At 61.6% G+C, this 26,523-nt stretch carries 27 protein-coding genes, 1 tRNA gene and 1 pseudogene; 5 read left to right on the forward strand and 24 right to left on the reverse strand.

Annotation, left to right across the window (positions count from 1 at the left end):
- Position 1: 1 nt before the first annotated feature.
- The 7 genes and pseudogenes from AC1RLZ_RS14005 to AC1RLZ_RS14035 all read right to left on the reverse strand — a co-directional run bounded on the left by AC1RLZ_RS14005 (position 2) and on the right by AC1RLZ_RS14035 (position 8,096).
- Entirely contained in the window at positions 2-802 is an 801-nt protein-coding gene (locus tag AC1RLZ_RS14005; protein WP_441229014.1) for a MetQ/NlpA family ABC transporter substrate-binding protein, read from the reverse strand.
- Positions 803-1,065: 263 nt separating this feature from the next.
- Positions 1,066-2,046 carry an ABC transporter ATP-binding protein gene (locus AC1RLZ_RS14010; RefSeq protein WP_439062457.1) on the reverse strand — a complete coding sequence of 327 codons (981 nt, stop codon included), beginning with the start codon at positions 2,044-2,046 and terminating at the stop codon, positions 1,066-1,068.
- Positions 2,006-3,025, reverse strand: coding sequence for an ABC transporter ATP-binding protein (locus tag AC1RLZ_RS14015; RefSeq protein ID WP_439062456.1), 1,020 nt, complete (start codon positions 3,023-3,025; stop codon positions 2,006-2,008). Before AC1RLZ_RS14015 ends, AC1RLZ_RS14010 begins: the two co-directional genes overlap by 41 nt.
- Positions 3,025-3,906: an ABC transporter permease gene (locus AC1RLZ_RS14020; protein WP_439086162.1), complete on the reverse strand. Its 882-nt coding sequence runs from the start codon at positions 3,904-3,906 to the stop codon at positions 3,025-3,027. Before AC1RLZ_RS14020 ends, AC1RLZ_RS14015 begins: the two co-directional genes overlap by 1 nt.
- A gap of 2 nt (positions 3,907-3,908) precedes the next feature.
- Positions 3,909-4,888, reverse strand: a pseudogene (locus AC1RLZ_RS14025) (ABC transporter permease).
- A 10-nt stretch (positions 4,889-4,898) separates the two neighbouring features.
- A complete protein-coding gene (locus AC1RLZ_RS14030) occupies positions 4,899-6,533 on the reverse strand; it encodes an ABC transporter substrate-binding protein (RefSeq protein ID WP_439062453.1) in 1,635 nt (544 codons plus the stop codon).
- Positions 6,534-6,548: 15 nt separating this feature from the next.
- The gene (locus AC1RLZ_RS14035) at positions 6,549-8,096 is read right to left on the reverse strand and encodes an ABC transporter substrate-binding protein (RefSeq protein ID WP_439086164.1); all 1,548 of its coding nucleotides are present in this window, start codon (positions 8,094-8,096) and stop codon (positions 6,549-6,551) included.
- A 167-nt stretch (positions 8,097-8,263) separates the two neighbouring features.
- On the opposite strand from AC1RLZ_RS14035, the gene AC1RLZ_RS14040 reads away from it, so the two are divergent.
- From AC1RLZ_RS14040 to AC1RLZ_RS14050, 3 genes are all read left to right on the forward strand, one after another.
- A complete protein-coding gene (locus tag AC1RLZ_RS14040; RefSeq protein WP_439062451.1) occupies positions 8,264-8,635 on the forward strand; it encodes a hypothetical protein in 372 nt (123 codons plus the stop codon).
- Positions 8,636-8,680: 45 nt separating this feature from the next.
- Positions 8,681-8,935, forward strand: coding sequence for a hypothetical protein (locus tag AC1RLZ_RS14045; protein ID WP_439062450.1), 255 nt, complete (start codon positions 8,681-8,683; stop codon positions 8,933-8,935).
- A 286-nt stretch (positions 8,936-9,221) separates the two neighbouring features.
- Positions 9,222-10,112 (forward strand): alpha/beta fold hydrolase, encoded by an 891-nt coding sequence (locus tag AC1RLZ_RS14050; RefSeq protein ID WP_439086165.1) that lies wholly within the window; start codon positions 9,222-9,224, stop codon positions 10,110-10,112.
- Between the two features lie 277 nt (positions 10,113-10,389).
- Here AC1RLZ_RS14050 and AC1RLZ_RS14055 read toward each other — a convergent pair whose 3' ends face one another.
- The 17 genes from AC1RLZ_RS14055 to AC1RLZ_RS14135 all read right to left on the reverse strand — a co-directional run bounded on the left by AC1RLZ_RS14055 (position 10,390) and on the right by AC1RLZ_RS14135 (position 24,169).
- Positions 10,390-11,517: an LLM class flavin-dependent oxidoreductase gene (locus AC1RLZ_RS14055; protein ID WP_493189088.1), complete on the reverse strand. Its 1,128-nt coding sequence runs from the start codon at positions 11,515-11,517 to the stop codon at positions 10,390-10,392.
- A 30-nt stretch (positions 11,518-11,547) separates the two neighbouring features.
- Positions 11,548-12,417: an ABC transporter substrate-binding protein gene (locus AC1RLZ_RS14060; RefSeq protein ID WP_439062447.1), complete on the reverse strand. Its 870-nt coding sequence runs from the start codon at positions 12,415-12,417 to the stop codon at positions 11,548-11,550.
- A 174-nt stretch (positions 12,418-12,591) separates the two neighbouring features.
- On the reverse strand, positions 12,592-13,302 hold the full coding sequence (locus AC1RLZ_RS14065) for an ABC transporter ATP-binding protein (RefSeq protein WP_439062446.1): 711 nt from the start codon (positions 13,300-13,302) through the stop codon (positions 12,592-12,594).
- Positions 13,295-14,059, reverse strand: coding sequence for an ABC transporter ATP-binding protein (locus AC1RLZ_RS14070; RefSeq protein ID WP_439062445.1), 765 nt, complete (start codon positions 14,057-14,059; stop codon positions 13,295-13,297). Before AC1RLZ_RS14070 ends, AC1RLZ_RS14065 begins: the two co-directional genes overlap by 8 nt.
- The gene (locus tag AC1RLZ_RS14075; RefSeq protein ID WP_439086167.1) at positions 14,056-14,895 is read right to left on the reverse strand and encodes a branched-chain amino acid ABC transporter permease; all 840 of its coding nucleotides are present in this window, start codon (positions 14,893-14,895) and stop codon (positions 14,056-14,058) included. Before AC1RLZ_RS14075 ends, AC1RLZ_RS14070 begins: the two co-directional genes overlap by 4 nt.
- On the reverse strand, positions 14,892-15,773 hold the full coding sequence (locus AC1RLZ_RS14080; RefSeq protein WP_493189089.1) for a branched-chain amino acid ABC transporter permease: 882 nt from the start codon (positions 15,771-15,773) through the stop codon (positions 14,892-14,894). The genes AC1RLZ_RS14075 and AC1RLZ_RS14080 overlap by 4 nt, the downstream gene beginning before the upstream one ends.
- Before the next feature lie 7 nt (positions 15,774-15,780).
- Positions 15,781-16,938 carry an ABC transporter substrate-binding protein gene (locus AC1RLZ_RS14085; protein WP_439062442.1) on the reverse strand — a complete coding sequence of 386 codons (1,158 nt, stop codon included), beginning with the start codon at positions 16,936-16,938 and terminating at the stop codon, positions 15,781-15,783.
- A 589-nt stretch (positions 16,939-17,527) separates the two neighbouring features.
- Positions 17,528-18,052: a carboxymuconolactone decarboxylase family protein gene (locus tag AC1RLZ_RS14090; RefSeq protein ID WP_439086169.1), complete on the reverse strand. Its 525-nt coding sequence runs from the start codon at positions 18,050-18,052 to the stop codon at positions 17,528-17,530.
- Between the two features lie 15 nt (positions 18,053-18,067).
- Complete coding sequence (locus tag AC1RLZ_RS14095) at positions 18,068-18,973, reverse strand: branched-chain amino acid ABC transporter permease (protein WP_493189090.1); 906 nt, start codon at positions 18,971-18,973, stop codon at positions 18,068-18,070.
- Positions 18,970-19,830 (reverse strand): branched-chain amino acid ABC transporter permease, encoded by an 861-nt coding sequence (locus AC1RLZ_RS14100; protein ID WP_439062439.1) that lies wholly within the window; start codon positions 19,828-19,830, stop codon positions 18,970-18,972. Before AC1RLZ_RS14100 ends, AC1RLZ_RS14095 begins: the two co-directional genes overlap by 4 nt.
- Entirely contained in the window at positions 19,830-20,561 is a 732-nt protein-coding gene (locus tag AC1RLZ_RS14105) for an ABC transporter ATP-binding protein (protein WP_439062438.1), read from the reverse strand. Before AC1RLZ_RS14105 ends, AC1RLZ_RS14100 begins: the two co-directional genes overlap by 1 nt.
- Positions 20,558-21,316 carry an ABC transporter ATP-binding protein gene (locus tag AC1RLZ_RS14110; protein WP_439062437.1) on the reverse strand — a complete coding sequence of 253 codons (759 nt, stop codon included), beginning with the start codon at positions 21,314-21,316 and terminating at the stop codon, positions 20,558-20,560. Before AC1RLZ_RS14110 ends, AC1RLZ_RS14105 begins: the two co-directional genes overlap by 4 nt.
- 4 nt (positions 21,317-21,320) lie before the next feature.
- A complete protein-coding gene (locus AC1RLZ_RS14115; protein ID WP_439062436.1) occupies positions 21,321-22,532 on the reverse strand; it encodes an ABC transporter substrate-binding protein in 1,212 nt (403 codons plus the stop codon).
- A 212-nt stretch (positions 22,533-22,744) separates the two neighbouring features.
- A complete protein-coding gene (locus tag AC1RLZ_RS14120; protein WP_439086170.1) occupies positions 22,745-22,906 on the reverse strand; it encodes a hypothetical protein in 162 nt (53 codons plus the stop codon).
- Positions 22,903-23,349, reverse strand: coding sequence for a phosphatase PAP2 family protein (locus tag AC1RLZ_RS14125; protein WP_439086171.1), 447 nt, complete (start codon positions 23,347-23,349; stop codon positions 22,903-22,905). The genes AC1RLZ_RS14120 and AC1RLZ_RS14125 overlap by 4 nt, the downstream gene beginning before the upstream one ends.
- A 295-nt stretch (positions 23,350-23,644) precedes the next feature.
- Positions 23,645-23,719, reverse strand: a tRNA-Glu gene (locus tag AC1RLZ_RS14130).
- A 108-nt stretch (positions 23,720-23,827) separates the two neighbouring features.
- Positions 23,828-24,169 carry a hypothetical protein gene (locus AC1RLZ_RS14135; protein WP_371422293.1) on the reverse strand — a complete coding sequence of 114 codons (342 nt, stop codon included), beginning with the start codon at positions 24,167-24,169 and terminating at the stop codon, positions 23,828-23,830.
- Between the two features lie 85 nt (positions 24,170-24,254).
- Here AC1RLZ_RS14135 and AC1RLZ_RS14140 point away from each other — a divergent pair, with 85 nt between their 5' ends.
- Positions 24,255-25,265 (forward strand): RluA family pseudouridine synthase, encoded by a 1,011-nt coding sequence (locus AC1RLZ_RS14140; RefSeq protein ID WP_493189091.1) that lies wholly within the window; start codon positions 24,255-24,257, stop codon positions 25,263-25,265.
- Positions 25,266-25,478: 213 nt separating this feature from the next.
- Positions 25,479-26,378 (forward strand): RNA polymerase sigma factor RpoH, encoded by a 900-nt coding sequence (gene rpoH, locus AC1RLZ_RS14145; RefSeq protein WP_068733951.1) that lies wholly within the window; start codon positions 25,479-25,481, stop codon positions 26,376-26,378.
- Positions 26,379-26,523 lie beyond the last annotated feature (145 nt).

The raw sequence follows: 26,523 nt of genomic DNA on the forward strand, positions 1-26,523 counted from the left end.
ATCACCACGACGGCAGATAAGCGCCCTTGAATCGCGTCAGGATGAACTGTTTCACCGGTTCTGAGTGATAGGCATCGACCAGCTTCGCCACCCATGGCTTGCCTTTGTCCTCTTCCCGCACGGCGATAATATTGACCCACGGACTTTCCAGCGGCTCCTTGATCAGGCTGTCGCGCACGGGATCGAGGCCAGCCTGGACGGCATAGTTGTTGTTGATCGCCGCCACATCGACATCTGCCAGCGACCGCGACAGCTGCGCAGCATCGAGCTCGACAAATTTCAGCTTTTTGGGATTCTCCGCGATATCGACGATCCCCGCGGTGACGCTGGTGGGGTCTCGCAACTTGATCACGCCATTCGCTGCCAAAATCTGCAGCGAACGCGCGCCATTGGTCGGGTCGTTGGGAATCGCAACCGTCGCACCATTTGGGACATCGGCAACGCTCTTGTACTTCTTCGCGTAGAAGCCCATCGGAGAAACCGTGGTGTAGGCAACCTTCACGAGCTTCCAGCCGGTCTTGGAGATCTGGTTCTTCAGATAAGGCTCGTGCTGAAACGAATTGGCCTCAAGATCCTTGTTGGCCAGGGCCTGGTTCGGAAACACATAATCCGTGAATTCAACGACCTTGATGTCGAGCCCGCGCTCCGCGGCCACCTTCTTGACGGCGTCGAGCACTTCCGCATGTGGGCCAGCCGTGACACCCACGCGAATGGTCGTTGGCTCTTGTGCATTTGCGACAGGTAGACCTGCTGCAATAGTGGCGAACAGGAATGCGGCCACCCCGCCGGTGCGAGCGACCATGGCCAGCCGCAATACGTGAGCCGATTTCATTGACGAGTCCCTTATGTAAGTGTGCGAGATGACGATGACGGCGGCGGGCAACTTTCGCTGCGCCGCCACGCCAATGATTATGAATTTCTCCCGAGCTGACGGAATTCTTTTGTTAGCCCGGTTTGGAAGAGACTTTGCTGCGATCAAGGGAAGAGGCAGCACAAACACGGTGGCAGGCAACCGCCCAGCGCCAGGATCGCACTAACAGCACCGACGGTGGCGCGCCCGCGCATTCAAGCGAAATGACACGCCGCTACGTGGCTGTCTGCCACGGTGCGAAGGACTGGACTTTCCACAGCACATAACTCTTCTGCGCGCGGACACCTGGTATGGAAGTGGCATCCTTCTGGCGGATTATAGGCACTCGGCAGATCGCCCTGCACCATATGCCGCCGCCGACCGAGACCGCCGGTATCGATGCGCGGGATCGAGTCAAACAGCGCTCGCGTGTAGGGATGCGCGGGGCTTGACCACAATTTCTCCCGGGTCGATGTCTCCACGATACGCCCGAGATACATCACCGCGACGCGATCACTGACATATTCAACCACGGACAGGTCGTGGCTGATGAAGAGATACGCCACGCCGAGTTTGGACTGCAGATCGACCAGCAGGTTCAGGATCTGAGCCTGCACGGACACATCGAGCGCAGACACCGGTTCATCCAGGATGATTAGTCGTGGATCAAGCGCCAGCGCGCGGGCAATGCCGATCCGTTGCCGCTGTCCACCCGAGAACTGATGCGGATAACGGTCGGCGGAATCCGCGGAAAGTCCCACTTTTGAAAGCAGATCGGCGATCCGGTCACGGCGCTGCCGCCGATCGCCGATGCCATGAATCCTGAGCGGTTCACCGATCAGCATTCCGACAGTACAATGCGGATCGAGCGAGGCCAGCGGATCCTGGAATACGACCTGGATATCGCGTCTATAGGGCCGCATGCCGCTCCGTGTCAGGCGCGTCAGATCGACGCCGCCCAGCCGAACGCTGCCGCTTTGCGGCTCGACCAGCCGCGCAATCGCCCGGCCGAGCGTGGATTTCCCACAGCCGGATTCACCGACGAGACCAAGCGTTTCACCGGGCTTGATCGACAACGAGACGCCGTCAACCGCCTGCACGGTTCCGCGCGAAGAAGCAAAGCGCACGACGAGATCGTTCACCGTGAGCAGTGGCTCAATATGCGTCGCAACGAGCGGCTGCGTGTTCTGATGCACGGGCTTCCTCAATTCTCAGACAGGCTACGGCGCCATCTGCGCCAACGGGTATCAGCGGCGGCCGCGCGATCCGGCAGGCGTCGACCACAAACGAGCATCGCGCGGCAAAGCCGCATCCATGCGGCATCTCGGCCAGCGAAGGCACCATGCCCGGGATTTCGCTCAGTCGGGTACGAAGGCCGTTGACGTGATGGCGCCCCGGCCGCGCTGCGATCAATCCGCGCGTATAGGGATGCAGCGGCGACTTCAGAAGATCACGGGTAGTGCGCTCCTCGACCTTGCGGCCCGCATACATCACCAGCACGCGATCGGAATATTCCGAGACAACACCGAGATCGTGCGTGATCAACAGAATGGCGGCGCCGGACTCGCGTTTGATCTGATCCAGCAACTCCAGGATCTGCGATTGAATGGTGACGTCGAGCGCCGTGGTCGGCTCGTCGGCCACCAGCAGCGCCGGATTGCAGGCGAGAGCGATGGCGATCATGACCCGCTGTCGCATGCCGCCGGAGAGATGATGCGGATAATCGTTCACGCGGCGACGTGGATCGGAAATCCGTACCCGATCAAGCAATGAGACTGTGCGACCCCAGGCCTTCTGGTGCGAAATGTCCTCATGTGCCGTGATGGCCTCGATGATCTGCTCGCCGATGGTCAGCACCGGATTGAGCGCCGTCATCGGTTCCTGGAAGATCATCGCGATCCGGTTGCCACGCAGCCGGCGCAGCGCCTCGCCTTCAAGGCCAAGAATGTCGCGCCCCTGCAGCTTCACAGAGCGGCCCTCGATGCGGCCGGGCGCCGCCACGAGGCCGAGCAAGGCAAGAGCGGTGAGCGACTTTCCGCAGCCGGATTCGCCCACGATGGCCAGCGTCTCTCCCGCAGAGATGTCGAAGCTGAGACTGTCCACGGCGGTCAGCGCGCCGCCCTTGCGGTCGAACCTGACATTCAGCCCATCGACCGACAGCACTGGCTCGCCCATCACCGACGCTCCTGTTTCGGGTCGACGGCGTCATTGAGGCCATCCCCCAGCAGATTGAGCGCGAGCACCGCAACGACGATCGCCACCCCCGGCAGTGTTGCGATGTACCAATCCGACCGCAGCACTTCGCGCCCGGCGCCGACCATGCCACCCCAACTCACCACGTTCGGATCGCCGAGACCGAGAAACGCCAGACTGGATTCGGTCAGGATGGCCGTCGCGACCATGACCGATGCCGAGACGATGATCGGCGCCAGCGTGTTGGGCAGCAGATGGCGGAAGATAATGCGCATGTCGGACGCACCGAGCGCGATCTCCGCCTGCACCATGTCGCCGTGACGCAGTTTAAGGAATTCGGCGCGCACCAGCCGTGCCAGGCTCGGCCACGCTGTGACGCCGATCGCTCCGACGATGGTCGCGATGGAGGGCTGCAGGATGGCGACGATGGTCAGCGCGAACAGAAACGGCGGAATCGTCTGGAAGAACTCCGTCAGCCGCATCAGCGACGCATCGATCTTGCCGCCGTAATATCCTGCGAAGGCGCCGACACCGACCCCAATCACCAGTGACATGGCGGTCGCCACCGCGCCGATCAGAAGCGAGATGCGCGCACCGTGAAATATCCCCGACGCCAGATCGCGCCCCAGCATATCGGTGCCGAGCGGAAAGCTGGGATCCTGGCCGGGACGCAGGAATGGCTGACCGGCAAAATCCAGGGGATCGCCAGGGAAAATCTGATGGGCAAGCAGTGCCATGGCCACGACGAACCCAAGCAACAATACGCCCACAACCGCCGACGGCTGTCTTGCCGTCCGGAAGAACGCGTTATCCTGCGCGATGCGCGCCGGCGGGATATGCGCAACGATATCGACGAGGGCCATGGTCAGCTGAGCTCGATGCGCGGGTCGAGCACAGTGTACAGGAAGTCGATCGCCGCATGGCCAAGACCACCACGACCGAACTGCACAGCAGTATGCCGAGAAGCAGGTTGAGGTCGCGCTGAAACAGCGCTTCGAAAGCGAGCCGACCCAGCCCGGGCCACGAAAACACGGTTTCAACCAGCACAGCGCCGCCGAGCACGGCCCCGACCTGCACGCCGAGCATGGTGAGAACAGGCAGCAACGCGTTTCGTACAACATGACGATAGGCGATCCGCCCCGGACGAAGGCCCTTGGCGACGGCAGTCCTGACAAAGTCCTGCCGCTGCACGTCAATCATCGCCGCGCGCATCAACCGCGTATAAACGGCCAGAAAGAACAGCCCAAGCGTGGTTGCAGGAAGTACCAGATGTGCCGCGACATCTTTCAGATAGGCCAGGCCGATATAGCCACGCTCGATGCTGGTCATGCCGCCGACCGGTAGCCAGTCAAGCCACACCGAGAAGACCACGATCAGCATGATCCCGGTCCAGAACACGGGCGTCGCATAGAACAACAGCGCAATGGTGGAGATCACGGTATCGGTCGCCCTGCCCGCGCGGCGCGCGGCGGCGATCCCCAGCGCCGAACCGACCAGCAATGCGAACGTGATCGACGTACCCATCAGCAACAGCGTTGCCGGGAGCCGCTGGGCGATCAGTTCGAGCACAGGCAAGCCCTGACGGAACGAGAAGCCGAGATTGAGCGACAGAAGGTTGCGCAAATATAGGGCGAATTGCACCGGCAGCGGTTGATCGAGCCCGAACTGCTTGCGCAGCGCGGCCAGATATTCCGGCGTTGCCGAGCCAGCCTCACCTGCCAGCACTTGTGCTGCATCACCCGGCGCTAGCCGCAGCAGGAAGAAATTGGTGATGGCAATGCCCAGCACCACGATCACGAGTTGCAGGGCTCGCCGCCCGAGAAATCTGGCCGATACAGGGATCATGCGCGAGCGTTCAATTCTGCGCCGGCGCCTGATCGAACCATGCATTCTTCAGCGAGCCATAGGACTGGTCCGCCTGCAGGACGACGTCCTTCAGGGCGGAAGAGTGCAATGTGAAGAAGCGCAGTTCGAGCAGTGGCAAAGTCGGCAGATCGCGTTGAACAATCTGCTGGAAACGATTGAAATCTTCAGTACGCTTTTTCGGATTGCCTTCGACCGCAGCGGCCTGGATCAGACCATCGACCTCGGCATTGCGGTAGCCCGACCCGTTCGTCCACGGCGTCTTGCTGCCAAGCCAGCCCGACCAGTATTCACGAACGACGCCAATTTGCGGATCGGGGAAAGCGCCGTTGTAGGAGCTCGAAATGTCGAAGTCGCGGTCGGCATAGACGCGTTTAATGAAAGCTGCGGTGTCCTGGGCGCGGATGTTGATCTCGATACCCACACGCTTCAGCGCCTGCTTCAGATATTCGCCGGTTCGCTTATAGTCGTCACCGTAAGGCAGGAAGTCATGATTAAGCGTGAACCGCACCCCATCAGGCCCGCGCTTGAAGCCGGCTTCGTCGAGCAAGGCTTCGGCCTTTTTCAGGTCGAACGGATATTTAGGCACGCTGGCATCGTGGAATGCCGTCAGTGCCGTCGGAATCGGGCTGACAGCAGGCTTGCCGTAGCCATACCAGACGACCTTGCCCAGCGCTTCCTTGTCCAGAGCAAATGCGATGGCCTGACGGACGCGGACATCCTTGAGATACTGGTTCTCGACATTGAAATCGAGATACAGCACGGGCGACAGCCAGTCATAGCCGCGTGTATCGACCTTTAGCGACGGCAGCTTGGCAAGGCGCTCGACCTCGCGGAACGACACCGGATTGAATGTCGCATATTGCACCTCACCCTTCTCGATCGCCGCTGCGCGCGCCGCCGCGTCGGGAATGATCCTGAAGATGACTTTGTCGAGATAGGGTTTTGCGGGCTCCCAGTAATCCGGATTGCGTTCCAGCAGAATGTATTCGCCCTTCTTCCACTCCTTGAAGACGAATGCCCCCGTGCCGACCGGCTTGTTGTTGTACGCATTGTTCAGGATGTCGGTACCTTCATAAAGATGCTTCGGCAGAATCGGCGCACCGACGGCGTTGAGCACGCTCAGAATTGGCAGCGACGGCTTCGACAAATGAAGGATGATCGTATTATCGTCAGGCGTATCGACCGTAGCGACGTTCTCGAATATCGCCTTGTTGCGCGGATGGATGGTCTTCCAGACATTCTCCAGGCTCCATTTCACGTCCGCGGACGAGAACGGTTTGCCATCATGCCACTTGACGCCCTTGCGCAGGTTGAAACTGATGGTGAGGCCATCCTCCGCAACTTTCCACTCCGTCGCGAGCGATGGCTGCGGCTTCAGCGCCGGGTCGTAATAGACCAGGCCATCGAAGATATTTCCCGCAACGATCTGCGTCGGCGTTGCCGTATTGAATGCTGGCGTCAGGGTGACCGGCTCCGGCTGCACGATGGCCGTCAGCGCTCCACCGCGCTTCGGACCGCCGGCTGCGCATGCCGGCGTCGCCGGCATGACCGCCACGGCAGCCAGCAGGACCGATAGTCGTGCGACCAATGATGTTTGGAAAGAGATTGCCCGAAAAAATTTCATGATGATTGCCCCAGCTCAATTCTGCTTCGGAACGTCAAACCAGAAATCGCGGAAGCTGCCATAAACCTGATCGCCGCGAATGGCCGAGGTCTTGAGATTCGCCGCCTGAACGGTGAAGAACTTTAGCTCGACCAGCGGCAGCGTCGGCAGGTCGGTCAGAACGATCTTCTGAAAGTCCTTGAACAGCGCGATGCGTTTCTCGGCGCTGGCCTCGCCCTGGACCTTCGAGATGATGTCATCGACCTCGGCATTCTTGTAGCCGGAGCCATTAGTCCAAGGGATGTTCTTGCCGACGGATGCCGACCAGTAAGCGCGGGTCACGCCGATCTGCGGATCGGAAAACGCTGCAAACCATGCGATCGAAAGATCGAAGTCACGGTCGCCATAGACCCGCTTGGTAAATGCCGCGGTATCCTGCGTCCTGATCGTGACGTCGACGCCGACACGCTTCAACGCCTGTTTGATGTATTCCGCGGTCCGCTTGAAATCGTCGCCATAGGGTATGTAGTCGATGAACAGGGAGAAGCGGGTGCCGTCCGCGTTGCGCTTGAATCCGGCCTCATCCAATAGCGCATCCGCCGATTTGACGTCGAACGCATCCTTGTCGGCGCTCGCGTCGTGAAACGCCGCAAGCGTTGAAGGAACGGGGCTGGTCGCGGGCTTGGCAAAGCCGTACCAGACCACGTTGGAAATCGCCTTGCGATCGGTTGCACGTGCCAACGCATGTCGAACGCGTGCATCCTTCAGCGGTCCACGTTCGACATTGAAATCGAGAAACAGGAACGGCGACAGCCATTCATAGCCGCTGGTTTCAATCTTGAGGCCGGGCAGCTTGCCGAGCCGTTCGGCGTCCTTGAGCGGCACCGGGCTGAGCGAGCCATACTGGATTTCGCCCTTCTCGAAGCCAGCCGATCGGGCCGCCGCATCCGGAACGACCTTGTAGATCACTTTGTCGAGATACGGCTTTCCCTTGGCCCAGTAATTCGGATTCCGTTCCAGCACGATGTACTCACCGCGCTTCCATTCCTTGAACACGAACGGCCCCGTGCCGACCGGCTTGTTGTTGTTCGGATTGTTGAGAATATCGGTGCCATCGTAAAGATGCTTCGGCAGCACTTGGGCGCCGTTGCTGTTCAGTGAACTGAGGATCGCGGGGGAAGGTTCGCTCAGCCTCAAGACGACGGTGTTGTCGTCGGGGGTATCGACCTGCTTCACCTTGGCGAAGGTCGCCTGATTGCGCGGATGGATCGTCTTCCAGACATTTTCCAAGGTCCACTTCACATCCGCCGACGTGAACGGCTTGCCGTCATGCCAGAGCACGCCCTTGCGCAGGCGAAGGGTGAGCGACAATCCATTCGCCGCAGTCTCCCAGCTCTCCGCCAGCGCCGGCTGAGGGTTTAGGCTGGTGTCGTAGTCGACAAGTCCATCAAAAATATTGCCGCTGACCGTTCCGGTCGGCGCGGCGGTGTTGATGGCGGCCGTGAGGATGACCGGCTCGGGTTGAATGATCGCCGTTAGCGTTCCGCCGGGCTGCGGCGTTTGAGCAAAGCTCACTGCTGGCATCGCCGCACCAACTGCGAAAAACAGACCGACTACTGCGCGACATGATCTATCGGCGATCAAGCGAGGGAGAGCCATCCAACGACGATCATTCTGTGGCGTAGCGGCAACCATTCTTCCCCCTGCTTGATATCGATCTGCAATGTATTGCCTGACGAACGGCGTTTTCTTTGACATCGCGATATATCGACGCCACCGCGATCAATCGTCAATTTCGAATTGCACACGATACCAAGGACAATCGCGCCGCCAACACGGCCGATAGCAGAAGCTTTCTCTTTCACAAGCAGGAACGCCTTTTGGCAGGTCAACATGCGCCGCGATCCACGGCCGCCGACGATGTACCAGCCGTCGCCGAAATCTTCGGCTTCGCACCTTGGGAATACCATTGCCCCGCGTTTGAGATTGCTCAGCGCAGGCTTTTCTTCATCGAACTTGCGTCGAGGAGAATGATTGAACTCTCGATCGTCAATCTTTGGACTTCAAAAATCTTGTTCTCTGACCGAGAGTCGATGCTTGTCGTTACACAAAGGAGCGACTGAAGGCGCGGAGAAAAACGACGGCCTGAAAATATTGGGAGCAGCTGCTTGAGCATCGACAATGACAATATTCGAACCCAGCGGCGGCGCGGCCCGACTTCGGCCATCACGTTCAGTATGCGACAAATAGGCTATCGCGAATGGACGGCTGTGGAGAAACACAAGCTAAAGGGATTGGCCGAGCGAGGCTTGTCCGTTCAGAAGATTGCCAGATCGCTCAAGCGGTCCGTTTGCATTACCCAAGCGATGGCATCGAAATTGGGTATCCGCTTCGGGGATGAATTGGAACTGCGATCAAGTTAGGCATATGCGTTCCAGGATTCATCCATATGATTACCATTTCTCCGACAGCCTCAAAGAGGCCATGCGCATCAATGTTGGCCACGATGAAATTGCGCCCGCGATGTGATTGGACGTCAGTCCGGCAACGCAGGTTGCGCAAACAACCATCCCGGGCGTGCAATTCGTGGAAGGCGCGCAGGGCGATCTCGCACCGTGTTGCCAAAGACCCAGTTACATGAATCGGCATTGCCACTGAAGCGCAGCGCTTTTACTTACTTTCCGAAGCGAAACGACAGAGAACAGAACAATGGCTGTCTATCTGGATCATACCGGCCGCCCCCTTCAGCAGAAGCTGACGAAATCGGACGGTATTCGTTTTCATTATATCCGCGGTGGCAAGGGACCTACCGTCGTTTTGATCGCCGGCTTTCCGCAAAGCGTCTACGCATGGCGGCGCGTCATTCCTCTGCTCACCGATGCCTATGACGTGATCGCGCTCGACCTTCCGGGCCAGGGCGATAGCGACAAGCCGCTGGATGGCTACGACACAGCGACAGCGGCGAAACGAATCAACAGCTTCCTCAAGACCATAGGTGTTGGACGCCATTATTTCGTCGGGCACGATATCGGATCCTGGATCGGATATCCTTATGCGCACGAATTTGCGAGCGAACTGGACGGCGTCGTGTATCTCGACGCCAATATTCCCGGCGTCACGTTGAAGCCTTCCATCGATGTCGCTGATCCGGACTACTGGAAGAGCTGGCACTTTCTCTTTAACATGGTCGACGATCTGCCCGAGGCGCTCTTGCGGGACCGCGAGCGTATTCTCATCGAATGGTTCTTCAACAAGAAGACCGCAAACGCGATCGCAACCTTCTCGAAGGATGACATCGACGAATATGTTCGCGTCTATAGCTCGTTGGGTGGCCTGCGCGGAATGCTGGGTTATTATCGCGCCGTCATCCGCGACATGGATTACAATCGCGGCTTGTTTCAAAAGAAAATAGCTGTGCCTGTGCTGGCGCTGGGAGGCGATGCCGGTAGTGCACCGGGAATTTTCGAAGCTATGCGACCCTTGGCTGAAAATATTCGAGGCGGCGTCATCCGGGATAGTGGTCACTATATCCCCGAGGAACAGCCCGCAGCTCTTGTCGCCGAGCTGAGGGCATTTTTCGAAATTACATCCGCTTCATGAGCGTGAGGCTCCAGCCAAGCTGCGCAGATCCCGAACGGTGACATGCCCGGCCAGCTCCGGTATTCGCTCTGATTTCGAGCGTGCTGTTCCTCGGCGACCGTGTAGCCCCCAAATTGATAGTCGGTGGACCGCTTGCGATCTCTGGTGTCGCCATTACACAAACAAGACCGCGCGCTCAATCAATCTAAACCCGTGTTGGTGTTGGCGGCATCGTGCTCGGACACCAAGGAGTTCAGATCTGCGCGCGAAGACGTTCGATATGTTCAGTCGAAGGCCGTCAAAGCTTTTTCTGCCAGGCGGCGTCACGATCCTTCGTCCAGGCCGAGGTGACGCCGTCATCATCAGCGACGCGATCTACCGGCAGACGGGGCAGAACCAGTTCAGAAAATCGGTACGCCTCTTCCAGCAGCGGCATCCCGGAGACGATCAGCACCTCGATGCCAGCGTCGCGATAATCCTGAATGCGTTTGACGACCTGGTCGGCGCTGCCGATCAGCGCGGTGCCCGGCCCGTGCCTGACGAGGCCTATGCCGGCCCAGAGATTAGGTTCGATTTCCAGTTCACGTAGATCCTTTGGCTTACGTCCACCGTGCAGCGCCGACATCCGCTGTTGGCCCACCGAGTCGATATTCGCGACGTAGGCCTGCGCGCCGGCGATCGCGGCATCGTCCATGTGGTCGTACAGATCCTGCGCGGCAGCCCACGCCTCCGCCTCGGTCTCACGCACAATGACGTAGAGCCGGATACCGAAACTGATCTTGTCGGCGCGGCCGTGGCGCGCAGCGAGATGTTTTACTTCGCGGATCTTGGTCTCGGCCTGCGAGGGCGTTTCGCCCCACGACAGATAGGTGTCGATATGTTTGGCCGCGACTTCATGCGCCGCCGGCGACGAGCCGCCGAACCACAGTGGCACGCGGCGCTGATACGGCGGTAGCGGTAGCCCGGCATCGACTACATGGATGTGGCGGCCCTTGAAATTGACGGTCTCGCCGCGCAGCAGCCCGGTCAGCACCGTCAGATATTCGTCGGTGTAGGCATAGCGTTCGTCATGACTGAGGTGCACGCCGTTCTGCGCCATCAGTTTGGCATCGCCATTAACGATGTTGACGCGAAGCCGACCTTTCGAGAACTGATCGAAGGTCGTGATCATTTTGGCTAGCAGTGTCGGCGACAGCAGCGGCGGATGCGCCGCGACCAGATGCTGGAAGTTGTCGGTGAAGGGGATCAGCGAGGCGCCCTGCACCCAGGCGTCGTGCGAGCCTGTCGCCAACAGCGCGCCGGTGAAGCCGAGATGGTCGACCGCGCGCGCCAGTTGCTGGAAATACGGGTAGCTGAGTTTTCGCGCGCCGTCCGCCCGCCAGGGATAGCGACCATCGGGGCCGGTCAAATACCAAAGAACTTCCATGATGAACCTCGTTGTTTGCAGATGGGCCGGTCAGGCAATCGCGAAGTGGCGGGAATCGACGGTATCGGTGACATCAATCGCGCGCGGGATCAGGCCGAAGCGGGTGAATATGTCGGCGTGCTGCTGCTGCTCGTGCAGGAACGCATCGTCCGGCGCCTCGACACCCCAAGGGCGCGACGTCAAAGCCGGCAGCCATTGCGCCGCGGTGTTGCCGTTCAGCCCGTCGAGCAGCGCTGCGGCTTGCTGCGGATCGGCGGCGACGGCGCGGTCGGAGTCGATCAGCGCGTCGAGCAGCCAGCGCACCGGGCCATTGCGATCCTGTACCAGTTCGCTGAGGCCCCAGTAGACAGAGCGGTTGGAAAAGATCGTGCCCGGCGACGCCAGCACGCGCGTCTCGACGCGGCTGGCGATCTGCGAATAAAGCGGATCGGTCGCGACGATGGCGGGAAGCAGGCCATCGATGAAGGCGTCCTTTGCCGTGATCGGCAGGATTTCCGCGGCGCGCACGTCGCGCCAGGCGAGACCGGCGGCGTTGAGTTCGGTGGCGACAAACTGGGTATGCCAGGAGATCGGCATCAACCCGATGCCTTTGCCAATCAGACCGCGCAGATCGCTAATGCCGCTGTCGGCACGCACCAGCAAGCCACCGCGCTCCGGGCGCGAACCGGACATCCCGAATACGGCGGCCGAAAGCCCTTCCGCCTTGGCGAGAATCGGCGGCGTGGCGCCGGTGCCGGCCAGATGCAGCACGCCGGCCTTGATCAGCGGAATGGTTTGCGCCCCCGCGGCATAGACGAAGAATTGCAGCCCCTTCTCGCGCAAGGACGCTACGGCCTGCGGCCGCCGTGCCAGAATCGACAGCGAGAGGTTTTGCGGGTGGGCTCCGACGACATAGGTCATCGCATACTCCTGATGATGAAGGGAAAGCGGGCCGCTACAGCCGCCATACCCGCGCCGCCCGCCCCGATAACCAGGACGTCGGTTTCGCGATGTGTCGGCGCTTCCGCGCTATCGTCTGATTGAGTCATTCCTACTTCACTATTGCCGACGCACGTCGCAGCGCACTCATAGTTGTCAGGCCGGCGTAGCCATGCCGAGATAGGCATCGACGATGGCCGGAGAATTCGACAGTTCCGACGACGGTCCCTCCAGCACGATACGGCCGCCTTCCAGCACGTAGCCGCGCGCGGCCAGCGCCAGCGCCTTGCGGGCGTTCTGCTCGACCAGCAGGATCGCCATGCCCTGCCCGTTGAGATCGCCCAGCAGCGCAAAGATTTCCGACACGATCAGCGGCGCCAGCCCCATCGACGGCTCATCCAGCAGCAGCACGGAGGGTCCCGCCATCATGGCGCGGCCGATCGCCAGCATCTGCTGTTCGCCGCCGGACAGCAGCCCGGCCGGCTGGCGGCGTCGTTCCTTCAGGCGCGGAAAGCGATCGTAGATCGCCGCCAGCGTGTCGGCGGCACTGCCCTTGCGACCGTAGGCGCCAACCTGCAGATTCTCCTCGACGCTGAGCGGCGCGATCACCTGCCGCCCCTCCGGCACCAGCGACAGCCCGGCCCGCACGATGCGCTCCGGCGCCAGTCCGCCGATAGTACTGCCGCTCAGCCGGATCGTGCCAGCGGACGGGCGCAGCAGCCCGGCAATCGTATTGAGCAGCGTCGTCTTGCCGGCGCCGTTGGCGCCGACCACCGCGACGATCTCGTTGGCGTTGACGCGCAGCGACACGTCATGCAGCACATCGGGGCCGCCATAGCCCGCAGCGAGTCCGTTGATCTCAAGCATCATCGACTCCCAGATAGGCTTCGATCACTTTCGGATCGGCGCGTACCGCTGCAGGTTTTCCGGAAGCGATGGGACGGCCGAGATTGAGCACATGGATCTCGTCGCAGACGCCCATGACCAGATCCATGTCGTGTTCGACCAGCACCACGGTGATCCCCTGCCCCGGCAACGATGCAATCAGGTCACGCAACGCGTTGCGCTCCTGATGAGTCATTCCTGCGGCAGGCTCGTCGAGCAACAGCAGCCGTGGCTGGAGCGCCAGCGCGCGCGCGATTTCGATACGACGGCGGTCGCCATAGGACAGGTCGCCGGCCAGAGTCCTGGCATGCCGGCCGGCCCCCACCTGCTCCAGCAGAGCGATTGCGCGGGCGTCGCCTTCGGCCTCGACGCGGCGCAGCCGCGGCAATCGCAGCAGGATATCGAGCGGGCCTGCGGTCGGCGCATGCAGCGCCAGCACGACGTTCTGCAGCCCCGTCAGATCCGGGATCAGGCGGATATGCTGGAAGGTGCGCGCGACGCCGAGCCGCGCCAGCCGGTTCGCCGGCTTGCCCTGCACCGCCGTGCCATCGAGCAGGATGGCGCCCGAGGTCGGCGCATCGACACCGCTGATGACGTTCATCAGCGTGGTCTTGCCGGAGCCGTTGGGGCCGATCAGCCCGACAATGGCGCCGGCCGGCACCGACAGCGAGACGCCGTTCAGCGCCGCGACGCCGCCGAAATGCCGTGTGACGTCTTGCAATTCCAGCAGCGCGCTCATGCCAGCCTCCGCCGCAGGATGGTGGGCAGCGAGGCCACGCCGGTCGGCAGGTACAGCACGGCGATCAGCATTGCCGCCCCCACCAGGATCTCGCGCATCTGCGCCGAGAACCGCAGCACTTCCGGCAGCACCGTGATGATGGTGGCGCCGATCACCGGGCCGAGCACGTTCCAGGCGCCACCGAGCACTGGCGCGATGGCGGTGTCGACGCTGCGCAAGAATCCGAAATCGCCGGGCGCGACGAACATGTTGAGATGCGCCGCCAGTGCGCCGCCCAGCCCCGCAATCGCACCGGACACCGTGAAGATCGCCAGCTTGAATTGCGCCACGTCATAGCCAGCCGTGGTGACGGCCAATTCGTCGGATGCCACCGCGCGCATCCGCTCGCCGATCCGCGACCGCCGGACGGCCCAAGCAAAGTACACCACCACCACCAGCAGCAGCGCGAGCTGCCACGTCTCGGTCAACTTCGGAATGCCGAACACGCCCAGCGCACCGCCGGTGGCCGCATCCCAGTTCAATGCGATGACGCGCACCACCTCGGTGAAAGCCAGCGTCGCCATGGTGAAATAGTCACCGCGCAGCCGCAGCACCAGCGAGCCCAGCGCGAAGGCCGCGATAGACCCGATCACCAACGATGCCACCAGCGCCGGAGCGAACGCCCAGCCCTGCTGCATTGTCAGCCAGATCGACAGATAGGCGCCCAGCGCCATCAGCCCGCCGGTGGCCAGCGAGAACAGGTTGACGCCGAGCAGCAGGAAGCAGCCAAAAGCCAGCGCCGAGTTCAGCAGGCAGAGATCGATGACGTTGTGATAGGCTTCGAAGAGATCGATCATGCCCGCTTGGTTTCCTGTGTGGCGAACAGGCCGGTGGGCCTGCCGATCAGGATCAGCAGCACGAGTCCAAAACCCACCGCGTCGCGATAGCCCGAGCCGACCGCGACGATAGAGCCGACCTCGACGAGGCCGAGCAGCAGGCCGCCGACCAAGGCGCCCGCGACATTGCCGAGCCCGCCGAGGATCAGCACCGTCAGGCCCTTCAGCAGAATACTGTCGCCCATGAACGGCGACACCGACTGGAACAGCAGCGACCACAGCACGCCGGCGCCGCCGGCCAGCGCGCCCGACACGAAGAACGTCGCGATCCGCACGCGGTCGACGGGGATGCCGACCAGCCGCCCGACGGTCTCGCTGAACGCGATGGTGCGAATGGCGCGGCCGAGATTGGTCAGCCGCAGCAGCAGCGCCAGCGCCAGCACCATCGCCAGAGCCGACCCGATCGAGACGATCTGAAGAAGCTGCAATCGCGCGCCAAACAGGTCCAGCGAGGCGCCGACCAGCGCGTTGTCGGGATAGCGCACCACCTGGGTGCCGAACACTTCCTGCGCCAGGCCGATCAGGATGCGCGCCAGCGCCAGGCTGCCGAAAATGCCCATCCAGCGATGCGCGCCGCGCCGCTGCAACGGGCGAAACACGATCAGCTCGCTCAACACGCCGAGCAAGCCTGCCGCGACCGCCGCAGCGAGGATCGCCAGCGGCAACGGCAGTGCGAGCCGCCCGACCACTTCGAGCCCGACATAGGCGCCCCACATGAAGACGGCACCCTGCGCCAGGTTGAGCACGTTCATGACGCCGAACACCAGCGTGAAGCCGATCGCAAATACGGCGTAAACGGCCCCGAGCGAGAGGCCGTTTACCAGTTGTTGTAACAGCATGCCGACCTCAAGCGCCCGGCGCGGCGACGAAGGTCTTGCTGTTGCCGTCGCCGATCAGCACCTTAGGCTGGGCGGTGATGTCGCGATCCGCGGTCCAGCCGAACTTGCCCAGCACGCCGTCGAAACCGGTGATCTCCGCCAGCTTGGCGCGGATCAACTTTCCGTCGGTGACGCTGTCGGCGCGGCGGATCGCTTCGGCGATCAGATAGGCGGCGTCGTAGCCCTGCGCGGCATAGATATCTGGCGTCGAGCCATAGCGCTTCTGGTAGGCTGCTACAAAGGCCTTGCTGCGCGGGCTGTCGTAGCCGGAGAACCAGGTTGCGCCGACAATGATGCCATTGGCGGCGGGGCCTGCCAGTTCGAACAGTTTTGCGGAAATGTTGGCGTTGCAGCCGATGAACACGATCTTGCTGTCGATCCCGAGCTGCCTGGCCTGGCGCAGGATGGCGGCGGCCTCTTCGGCCAGCGTGCCAAGAATGACGGCGTCCGGATTCTGCGCGCGGATTTTGGTGAGCTGCGCCGAGAAATCCACATCGCCGCGCTGGTAGCTTTCGATGCCGACCGGCTCGAGCTTGAGATCGGCCACCGCCTTCTTCTGCACGTCGTGCGCGCCGCGGGTCAGCGCGTCGTCCAGCCCGTAGATCAGCGCGACGCGCTTGATGCCGTGCTTTTTCACGGCATAGCCCAGCACCGTCGGAAACACCTGATCTTCGGGCACGCTGGTGCGGAAGATGAAATCGCCGATCTTGGTCACGCCCGGCGCGGTGTTGGAGCTGGCGATCACGGGAATGCCGGCCTGCTGCGCCAGCGGATCGGCGGCGAAGGCGGAGTTCGACAGCGTCGGCCCGAGAATGGCGACGACCTTGTCCTGCCGGATCAGCCGCTGGAAGATGTTGACGGTCTGGCCGCGATCAGCGCCATCGTCGGAATGCAGCGCATGCAGCCGGATGCCGTTCAGCGTCTTGCTTGCGTTCAATTCGTCAAAGGCCAGTTCAATGGCCTGCTTTTGTTCCGTACCGTAGAGCGCCGCCGATCCGCCGGTGGTCGATTGCACCAGACCAATTTTCGCGACGCGCTCGCTCTGCGCGAAGGCCGATGAACTCGCGAGGGCGGCAGCGCCGCCGAGAGCCAGGATGCGACGACGTGATATCAAACCCAACGACATGTCTTCCCTCAATCAAACGAAACGGTAATCGATGATTTGTTGAAGACGGAGCGCGCGGCGGGTGTCAATGCATCGAAAAACTTTGCGCGATTATTCCAGAGATGACGAAGCGTTGAGAAAATTGGCCTGACGATCGGGTGTTTTGCAAAATCGAACTCGACCGCCGTTTTCGGGAAATGATCTCACTATGCTACTCGTGCCCTGACATGCGAGGCAGACCAATCGTGGATATTCTTTATCTCGGCTAGTCCTGATTCACCGCTATTTATCGGCGCAGCATTGAATGCACCCATTGCCGGTTTTGCCGGTCATCTCGGAAATACTGAAAAGAACAGACGTAAGAGCGAGCCCATTTCGTTTCCCAAGCCGCAGCTTGGCGTTGGCGCCGGGTTAATCTCACTCATGTAAACGGCGAACTCATACTGAGCTAGCTGATTACCCACGGCGTGCAGCGTCCCAATGCCAACGCGTTCGTTTCGGCGATGGCGCAAGTTACCAGACATATGGCTTCGGCATCACCGCCAACCTGACGCTCGATCATCCCTATGATTTCGCTCGCCGGTCCTCGACGCTGGACAGCAGAATTAGGTCACACGTCCACTTCCACCTGCAGCACGTCGTTGAAGCGATTGAACGCGCCGCATAGCGCGATGCGCCAAGTCAGCTCTACGATCTGCGGTTCGCTGAAATGCGCGCGCAGACGCTCGAACATGGCATCGCGGATGCGGCTCCAGTTCGATGTAACCGCGATGGCATATTCCACGACCAGACGATCGACCTCGTCCAGTTCCGGATGCTTCTCCCAGTCGAGCAGATTGGCGGCGCCGTCCGGCGTGATGCCTTCCACTGCCAGCTTGGGCGAATGCTGGGCGACGCAGAACTCGCACTGATTGACCAGCGAGGTCGCGACAATGCCGAGTTCGAGATAGCGCTTCTTCAACACGCCTTCGTCGGACAATTCTGTGAGCAGGCGCCACATGTGCTCAAAAATCGGCAGCCGTTGGGCCATCGCACCGGCCTGTTCTGCGAACGGGCCATAGGTGGTCATACGATCCCACAGCGGCTTGAGATGGTCGGGCAGATCGTCGCGGCGCTTGAGGGTGACGCGGGCCATGGGAAACTCCTGGGATCAGTTGATTTTGTTTGCGAGCGCCGAGCGCGGCTCGCGGCCAAAACCGTCGGGTTTGAAGATCAGTAGAACAACCAGCCCCACGCCGACAAGGAACAGCCGGATCGCGGCAAGTTCCGACGCGCCGAGACCGGGCACGAGATCGATCAGGAAGCGGCTGCCTTCGAGCAGGAAGATCAGCGTGAAGGCGGCGACGAGCACACCGCGATTGCTGCCGCGACCGCCGACCACGACCGCCATGAAAGCGTAGGCCGTGATGATCGGACCGAACTGGGTCGGATCGATATAGGTGTAATAAAACGCATGCAGGCTGCCGGCGATGCCGAGAATGGCGCCGCCCAATGCGAAGACACGAACGCGGACCGACAGCACCGATTTGCCGAGCGCCTCGACAACGCCGGGATCGTCGCGCGTGGCGCGCACAAGGCGGCCGAATGGCGAGCGTGCGAGGCCCTGCAGCACGGCATAGACGACGACCACCGCAAGCTGCGCCAGCACGAGGAAGCCGATATCGCCGAACCCGCGCGGCCACTGGTTCTGGAACGGCCGCTCGATGCCGGCCACGCCGAGCATACCCTTGGTCAACCAGCCTTCATAGCTGATGACGAGGCGCAGACATTCGGCAAAGCCGAGCGTAACGATGGCCAGATAGTCTTCCGACAGCCGCACCGAGATCAGCGCACTCACCGCACTCAGCGCAGCGACGCCGATCATCGCAGCAGCAAGCGCAAGCAGCGGCGGCACGCCTTGAACTGTGAGCAGTCCCGCAATGTAAGCACCTAGCATGTAGAGGCCGAACAGGCCGAAATTCACCAGCCCGCCCATGCCCCATTGCAGATTCAACGCGAGACCGGCCAGCGCAGCGATGGCAACCAGCGTGAGCGTTGCGATGAGATAGACCGTCATTTCGTCACCCACCGCGTTCCGAACAGGCCCCAGGGGCGAAGCAGCAGCAGCGCCACCATCACCAGGAAGGTGACGATCATCCGGTAGTGTACCGGCATCACCAGTGTCGCCAGTTCCTCCGCGATACCGAGCGTGAGCGCGCCGGCAACCGCCGCCATCGGATTGGCGATGCCGCCAAGAATGGCGGCGGTGAACACCGGCAACAGATAAGTCCAGCCCATCTGCGGCTCGACATTGGCATCGAGCCCGACCAGCACGCCGGACAACGACGCCAGCGTGCCCGAAATCAGCCAGACGCAGGCAACCACGCGCCCACGCGAGATGCCGCGCACGGCGGCGAGATCGGGATTGTCGGCGACCGCGCGCATTATGCGCCCGAGCCGCGTGAAGCGGAACACGATCCAGACCACGGCAAGCGCCGTAACGACCGTCATCAATATGGTGAGCTGCTCGTGATTGAGACGGATGTCGCCAAAGCGGATCGGTCGCGCGACGGCTACGTCATAGGCGCGCGGCGAATTGCCGGCGAAGAAGCGGATCACGTTCTCCAGCGCGATGGCGACGCCCATGGAGGCCACGAGCAGCGTCACGCCGGAGCGATTGCGCAGCGGGCGGAAGGCGAGCCAGTCGATGCCGACGGCGATGACCGCGAACAGGATCGCGCCGACGCTTGCCGCGAGCCAAAGCGGCCAGCCGAGCAGCACATTGCCGACATAAACGAGATAGGCGCCGCAAGTGATGTAGGAGCCGATGGCATAGTTGGCGAAGCGCAGCACGCTGAAGGTCAGCGACAGTGCCAGCGCCGGCAAAGCCAGCAACAAGCCGGTGACGAGGCCATTGATGAGAAGCTGACCCATCACGCGCCTCCGAGATAAAGGCTGCGGATTTCGGGATCGGCCAGCACCGTCGCGGCAGGTGCGGCAAGGCGCACATGGCCGCTGACCAGCACGACTCCACGATCGGCAGCGCCGAGACCGAGGCGCGTGTTCTGTTCGACGATCAGCATGGTGACGCCGGAGGCGGCGACACGTCCGATGATCTCGAACAGCAATTCGGCATTGCGCGGCGACAGCCCCGCCGACGGCTCGTCGAGCGCCAGCACCGATGGATTCGGCATCAAGGCCGCGGCCATTGCCACCATCTGCCGCTGGCCGCCGCTGAGATGACCCGCGGCCGTGCGCAGCTTGGCGCGAATTTCGGGAAACAGATCGAGCACAGCGTCGAGCCGCCCGGCAAAGGTTGGCCCCTTGGGCGCCGCAACGAATTCATGCCCGACCTGCAGGTTCTCCAGCACGGTCATGTTGCGAAACACATTGGCTTCCTGCGGCACGTAAGCGAGACCACGCGCGGCTCGCGCGGGGGCGCCGAGCGCGGACACATCGGCATCGCCCAGTTGCACGGTGCCGGACATCGGCTTGATTAGCCCGACGACGGTCTTCATCAGCGTGGATTTGCCGGAGCCGTTCGGGCCGACCACCACCAGCGTCTCGCCTGCCGCCACCTTGAGGCTGACACCATGCAGGATCGGCTGACCGCCATAGCCCGCGACCACGTCGCGCAATTCCAGTCCGGACGCCAGCGATGTCATGGCTGCGTGCCCAGATAGGCGGAGGCAACCTGCGCATCCGCAATAACATGTTCGAAGCTGCCTTCGGTCAGCACGCGCCCTTCGGCGAGGACATAGACATGATCGCACAGAGCGCGGACCATCCCCATATTGTGCTCGACGAGGCCGAAGGTCGTGCCCTCCTGCCGCAGCGCTTTGACGAATTCGACGATCTCGCCGATCCGCGTCGGGTTCACGCCGGCGCTCGGCTCGTCCATCAGCACGATGCGCGGATCGAGCATCAAGGCCCGGCAGATTTCGAGCAGCTTCTTCTGCCCGCCTGACAGCGCGCCGGCCGGCGCATCGGCGAGCTTCCAGAGATCGACACGTTGAAGCAGAGCGCGCGCCTTCTCAAAGGCGGCATCCTCCTCACGGCGTGCAGCACCGCGGGCGAAGACGAGCGACAGTAGTCGCTCGCCGGACATCGCGGGCTTGGCGACGAGAACGTTTTCGAGCACGGAGAGGCTGGCCAGTTCGCGCGACAGCTGGAACGTGCGCGCGAGACCACGGCGCGCACGCCAGACCGGGCCGTGACGGGTCACGGCCTCCCCGGCCAGACGCACCTCGCCCTTCACTGGGCGCACGGCGCCAGCCAGCACGCCGAACAATGTGGACTTTCCGGCACCGTTCGGGCCGATCAGGCCCGTAACGGCGCCTGCGGCAAGCGTCACCGATGCGCCGGCAAGCGCTGTGAAGCCGCCTTCATAGACCACACTGACATCGTTCGCCTCGAGCATTGCCTCAGCGGATCTCGCCGAGCAGCTTGCTCTCGCCGGACTTGATGACGAAGTGGCCATAGCTGAGATTGGTCTGGTCGCCATTCTTCGCGAACTTGAAGTCCGACGCCGCGCCAGCGTAGCGGAACGGCTTGCCTTCACGCAGCGCCTTCAGGGCCTCGGCGGGATCACCGAGCGACGGTGCATCGGCGTTCACCAGCGCTGCAAATTCGGGACCGAACTTGGTGGCATCCGTGCTCTTGGCCTTTTCGATGGCCAGCGCAGTGAGCACGATCTGGTCGAACACCTGCGCACCGAAGGTCATGATGGTGCCTTCCGGCCTGCCGATCTCCTTCAGATAACGGCTATAGGCAGCCGACTTTCCGACTGGCACCTGCTGGGTCCAGACAATGCCCTCGGCGACATTGGCGCCGACATTCTTGACGAATTGCGGACCGGTCGCATTGCCGAATGCATAGACCTTGCTCTCGTAACCCGAGCGGAAGGCTTCCTTCACGATGGCGCCAAGCTCGTTGATGTAAGCCGCGACGAACACCGCCTCGGGCTTCTTCGCAAAAATGCGCTCGACTTCGGTGCGATAGGAGGGCTGGCCGGCGTTGAACGAGACTTCATCCAGCACCTTGCCGCCGGCATCGGTGAACGCCTTGCGGAACGGCGCGATGGTGCTCTGGGTGAACGGCGTCTGCAGCACCAGGATCGAGGCGCTCTTGATGCCGTCCTTGATCATGGCCTTGGCAAAGCCTTCGCCCCAGCTCTTGCCATTAGTCTGGAAACGCCAGACCAGATTCTTGTTATCGCCGTCGGTGATCTCGTCCGCCGAGCCGTTGACGGTGAGCAGCACATTCTTTTCCAACGTAATCGGCTTGATCGCCAGCGCCACGGCGCTGCTCCACACGCCGCCGATGGAGACGACCTTGTCGATATCGATCAGCTTTCGCGTAGCGGCAACTCCTGCGGTCGGCTGGGTTTCGTCGTCGGCCACGAGAAGCTCGAGCTTGCGGCCGAGCACGCCGCCAGCATCATTGATAATTTTTACCGCCGCGCGAGCAGCCTGCTCTTCCTCCTGCCCGTAAGGACCACCTGTGCCGGTCAAGGGAGCTAGCAAGCCAACGCGGACCGGGCCATCCTGTGCTGAAGCTATGGCAGGCACGGCTAAGGTCGCAACCACGGCCACGGCAGCTAGCAGCGAACGGCGCGGGTAAGAATGGATCAGCACAGCTATTCTCCAGGACTTATAGGCAGGCAGGCGAAAAGCATCTGCGTATAGCAGGCGACTGTCCATGCCTCATTTTTGATGGAAGGCTCATCGATGGCGCCCATCTAGAAGCGCGCAGATTTGCGTCCCCCGATCTTAGACCCGTGTCAATATAGCTTTTCCGAAAAGATAATCTGTTGCGTTATTTTCGCTGCAAAGGAATACAATCGGCGTCAGACGCGGTCGAATAGAAATTCCTTGCCGAGCCATGGACGGGTTTCTTGCGCGAGTACGGGTGCGGCAGAGGCAGTCGCTGCGATGCTCAAGCTCGCGACGCCCACGACATCTCTTCGGGTCACCGATGGGCGTGCAAGAAGCCTGTCGTTCGTGGTCATCTGCAATCCTCTGTGAGAGGAAAAGAAACTCCCCGCAAATGCGATCTTTCCCGTTGGAATATCTTCAGCCCGCTCACAGCGCATGACCTGCAGGCTCCGATCAAAAAGCCGCTCGCGAAGCCTGCTACGACGTCGCTCGTCCAGTGAGCCAGCACATAGATCCTCGTCAGCGAAACACCGACCGACGCTGTCCAGGTGAATTCTCGATAAGGTCTATCGAACGACGATGCCGCGCTCGCAAGAGCGCCCATATGCATCGCATGCCCCGAAGGAAACCCATCATTCGCGCGGCCCGAAATCGGGACACCTAGATATGGCCAATTGCCGTGAGCCTGTCCGGACGGCGCTGGTTGAAGACGTGCTTCAGCACATGCGGAAGGACGCCCGTGACGACCGAGATCGACAGAAAATGATTCCGACCGTACGTGCCCGCTGCGAACCACGCCGGGAAAAAACCAATAGGTGGGAGCTGGCCCTCAATGTCCGCAATGCACCAGAAGCTGCCATTCGAACTCAGCCGGCGAACTGTATAAGAAATTCATGTTTCTTTACAGTCGGCGAACTCTTGAAGTTGATGGCTTCGAGCAGCGTCTATTTCCCCGCATTGCTAATATGCGATTATTGATCGATGCGACTACACTAGAGAGGCTTTGCGCGCTGACGTGTAGGACGACTACCCGAAAATGGGAATCGAACACAATCTAAGTCTTTGATTTCATTCTATTTTTTGTAAAATTATGGCGCTCCGTAAGGGAATCGAACCCTTATTTTAGCCTTGAGAGGGCCATGTCCTAACCGTTAGACGAACGGAGCGTGCGCGGGAGGGGATAGCCGGGAATGGCGGCGGCTGCAAGGTGCTGGCAGCCCTGAACCTCATCATCGTTATGGTTTCCGAGCTAGCCAGGGGGTCGCAGGCGAAGCTCAGGGCTCGCTGGCGAATTTCAGCGTACCCGCGGGTTTCAGGCTCTTGGCGTCGAAAGTGCGGATTTCCGTGCTGCCGCCGACGTCCAGTGTCATCACGATACGGTCCCCGGCCACCCCCGTAGAGAGGATTTTTGCGCCTTTCGGCAAGGTCGCGGTCGTCGTGGACGTCACAGTGCTTCCATCCGTGCGGAAAAGGCGGTAGCCGATCACAACGAGCAGCGCGCCGACGCCGAGAGCGGTGGTCAGGCCCGCGATCAGCATCATGCGGCGGACGCGCGCGATCATGGCGGCCTGTTCAAGGGTCGGTTCGGGCGCGCTATCGGCGGCGGGCTGGGTCATGCAAACACTCGTCTCTTAATTCAAGGCTCTCGAAGCAAGGCGCTTCTTGTAGGCAAGCCGCTTCTTTAACAAAAGGCTCTACGGAATGAACGATCAACGGCTGGATGTCACGGTGCAGGGCGATGAAGGCTCCACCCGGCTCGATCGCGTGCTCGCCGTGCGCAGCCCGGCTCTGTCGCGGTCGCGGCTGAAGGCACTGATCCTTGCCGGACAGGTGACGATCACCCGTTCCCCGCAAGAGCCCACCCCCGTGCGCGACCCCGCTTATCATGTCGCTGCCGGCGATACGATCACAATCGACGTGCCGCCGGCCATCGCGCCGGAGCCCGAAGGCGAGGATATCGCCCTCGATATCGTGTTCGAGGACGAGGACATCATCGTCATCAACAAGCCCAAGGGCCTCGTCGTGCATCCCGCGGCCGGCCACGAGACCGGCACGCTGGTGAATGCGCTGATCGCCCATTGCGGCGCGTCTCTGTCGGGGATTGGCGGCGTGAAGCGGCCGGGTATTGTGCACCGGCTGGACAAGGATACCACCGGCCTGATGGTGGTGGCCAAGAACGACGCCGCGCATCAATCCCTGACAGCGCAGTTCGCCGATCACGGCCGCACCAACGAGATGCGGCGCGGCTATATGGCCTTTGCCTGGGGCATTCCGAACCGCCCGCGCGGCACCGTGGAGGCGCCGATCGACCGGCATCCCCATGCCCGCGAGAAGATGGCGGTCCGTGAAGGTGGCCGCGATGCGGTGACCCACTGGGAAGTGCTGCAGGAATTCCCCGATCGCCACGGCAAGCCGATCGCCTCGCTGCTGGCCTGCCAGCTCGAGACGGGGCGGACGCACCAGATTCGCGTGCATCTGGCGCATATCCAGCATCCGCTGATGGGGGATTCGGTCTACGGCTCGCATTTCAAGACCAAGGCGTCGTCGCTGGGCGTAAAGAGCCGCGCGGCGCTGGAAGCGCTCGACCGGCAGGCGCTTCACGCTTATTTGCTGGCGCTGGAGCACCCTCGCACAGGCGAGATTCTGGAGTGGACCAGCGAGCTTCCTCACGATCTGGCAGTTTTGCGCGCCCATATGGCCGTGCCAGAATGACGCAGATGCATATAAAAAACAGAGCTTTTACAAAGGCTTATATTGGCCGCACGGGAACGTGACAGCGAATTCACTTTCAATACGCTTGTAGTAGGGTGTATGTTGCACCTGCGTCAGATGAGACGCGGAACATCGCAGCCAGGGCGGCTTTAACAAAGCGCTCGCTGCCTGACCCGCCGCTATCGGGGGTCTGAACCACTGGAGGGCATCATAATGGCCCGTACAGCTACCCTTCCGGTTCTCAATGGAGAATCCGGCCTCTCGCATTACCTTGCCGAGATCCGCAAGTTTCCGATGCTGGAACCTCAGCAGGAATATATGTTCGCCAAGCGCTGGCGCGAGCACGATGATCGCGACGCGGCACATCACCTTGTGACCAGCCATCTGCGGCTCGTCGCCAAGATCGCCATGGGCTATCGCGGCTACGGTCTGCCGATCTCCGAAGTTGTCTCGGAAGGCAACGTCGGTCTGATGCAGGCCGTAAAGCGCTTCGAGCCGGAAAAAGGCTTCCGCCTGGCCACCTACGCCATGTGGTGGATCAAGGCGTCGATTCAAGAGTACATCCTGCGTTCGTGGTCGCTCGTGAAGATGGGCACCACCGCGAACCAGAAGAAGCTGTTCTTCAACCTGCGCAAGGCGAAGAGCAAGATTTCCGCCCTGGACGAAGGCGATTTGCGTCCCGACCAGGTCAAGATCATCGCCACGCGCCTCGGCGTGACGGAACAGGACGTGATCGACATGAACCGCCGCCTCGGTGGCGACGCGTCGCTCAACGCACCGATCCGTGACGACGGCGAAGCCGGCGAATGGCAGGACTGGCTGGTCGACAACTCGCCCAACCAGGAAACCATCATGGCGGAGCACGAGGAGTTCGATCATCGCCGTCAGGCGCTGAACGGCGCCATCGGTGTACTCAACCCGCGCGAACGGCGCATCTTCGAGGCCCGTCGCCTCGCCGATGAACCGATGACGCTGGAAGATCTCGCCTCCGAGTTCGGCGTCTCGCGCGAACGCGTCCGCCAGATCGAGGTCCGTGCCTTCGAGAAGGTGCAGACCGCGGTCAAGGGCACCATCGCCAAGGCCGAAGCTGCAGCTCTGGAAGCTGCGCACTAACAGGCGCAGCGGATACGACGACTACGAAAGCCGGCGGAAACGCCGGCTTTTTTGTTGGCTGAATGGAAGCTGCACCATGATCCACGACGTGGCACAGTCTCCTCTCACCGTAACCTGGCAAGGGAACCGCTTCGATCCGCCGAGG

Source organism: Tardiphaga sp. GW822-FHT04G09, from assembly GCF_058800725.1.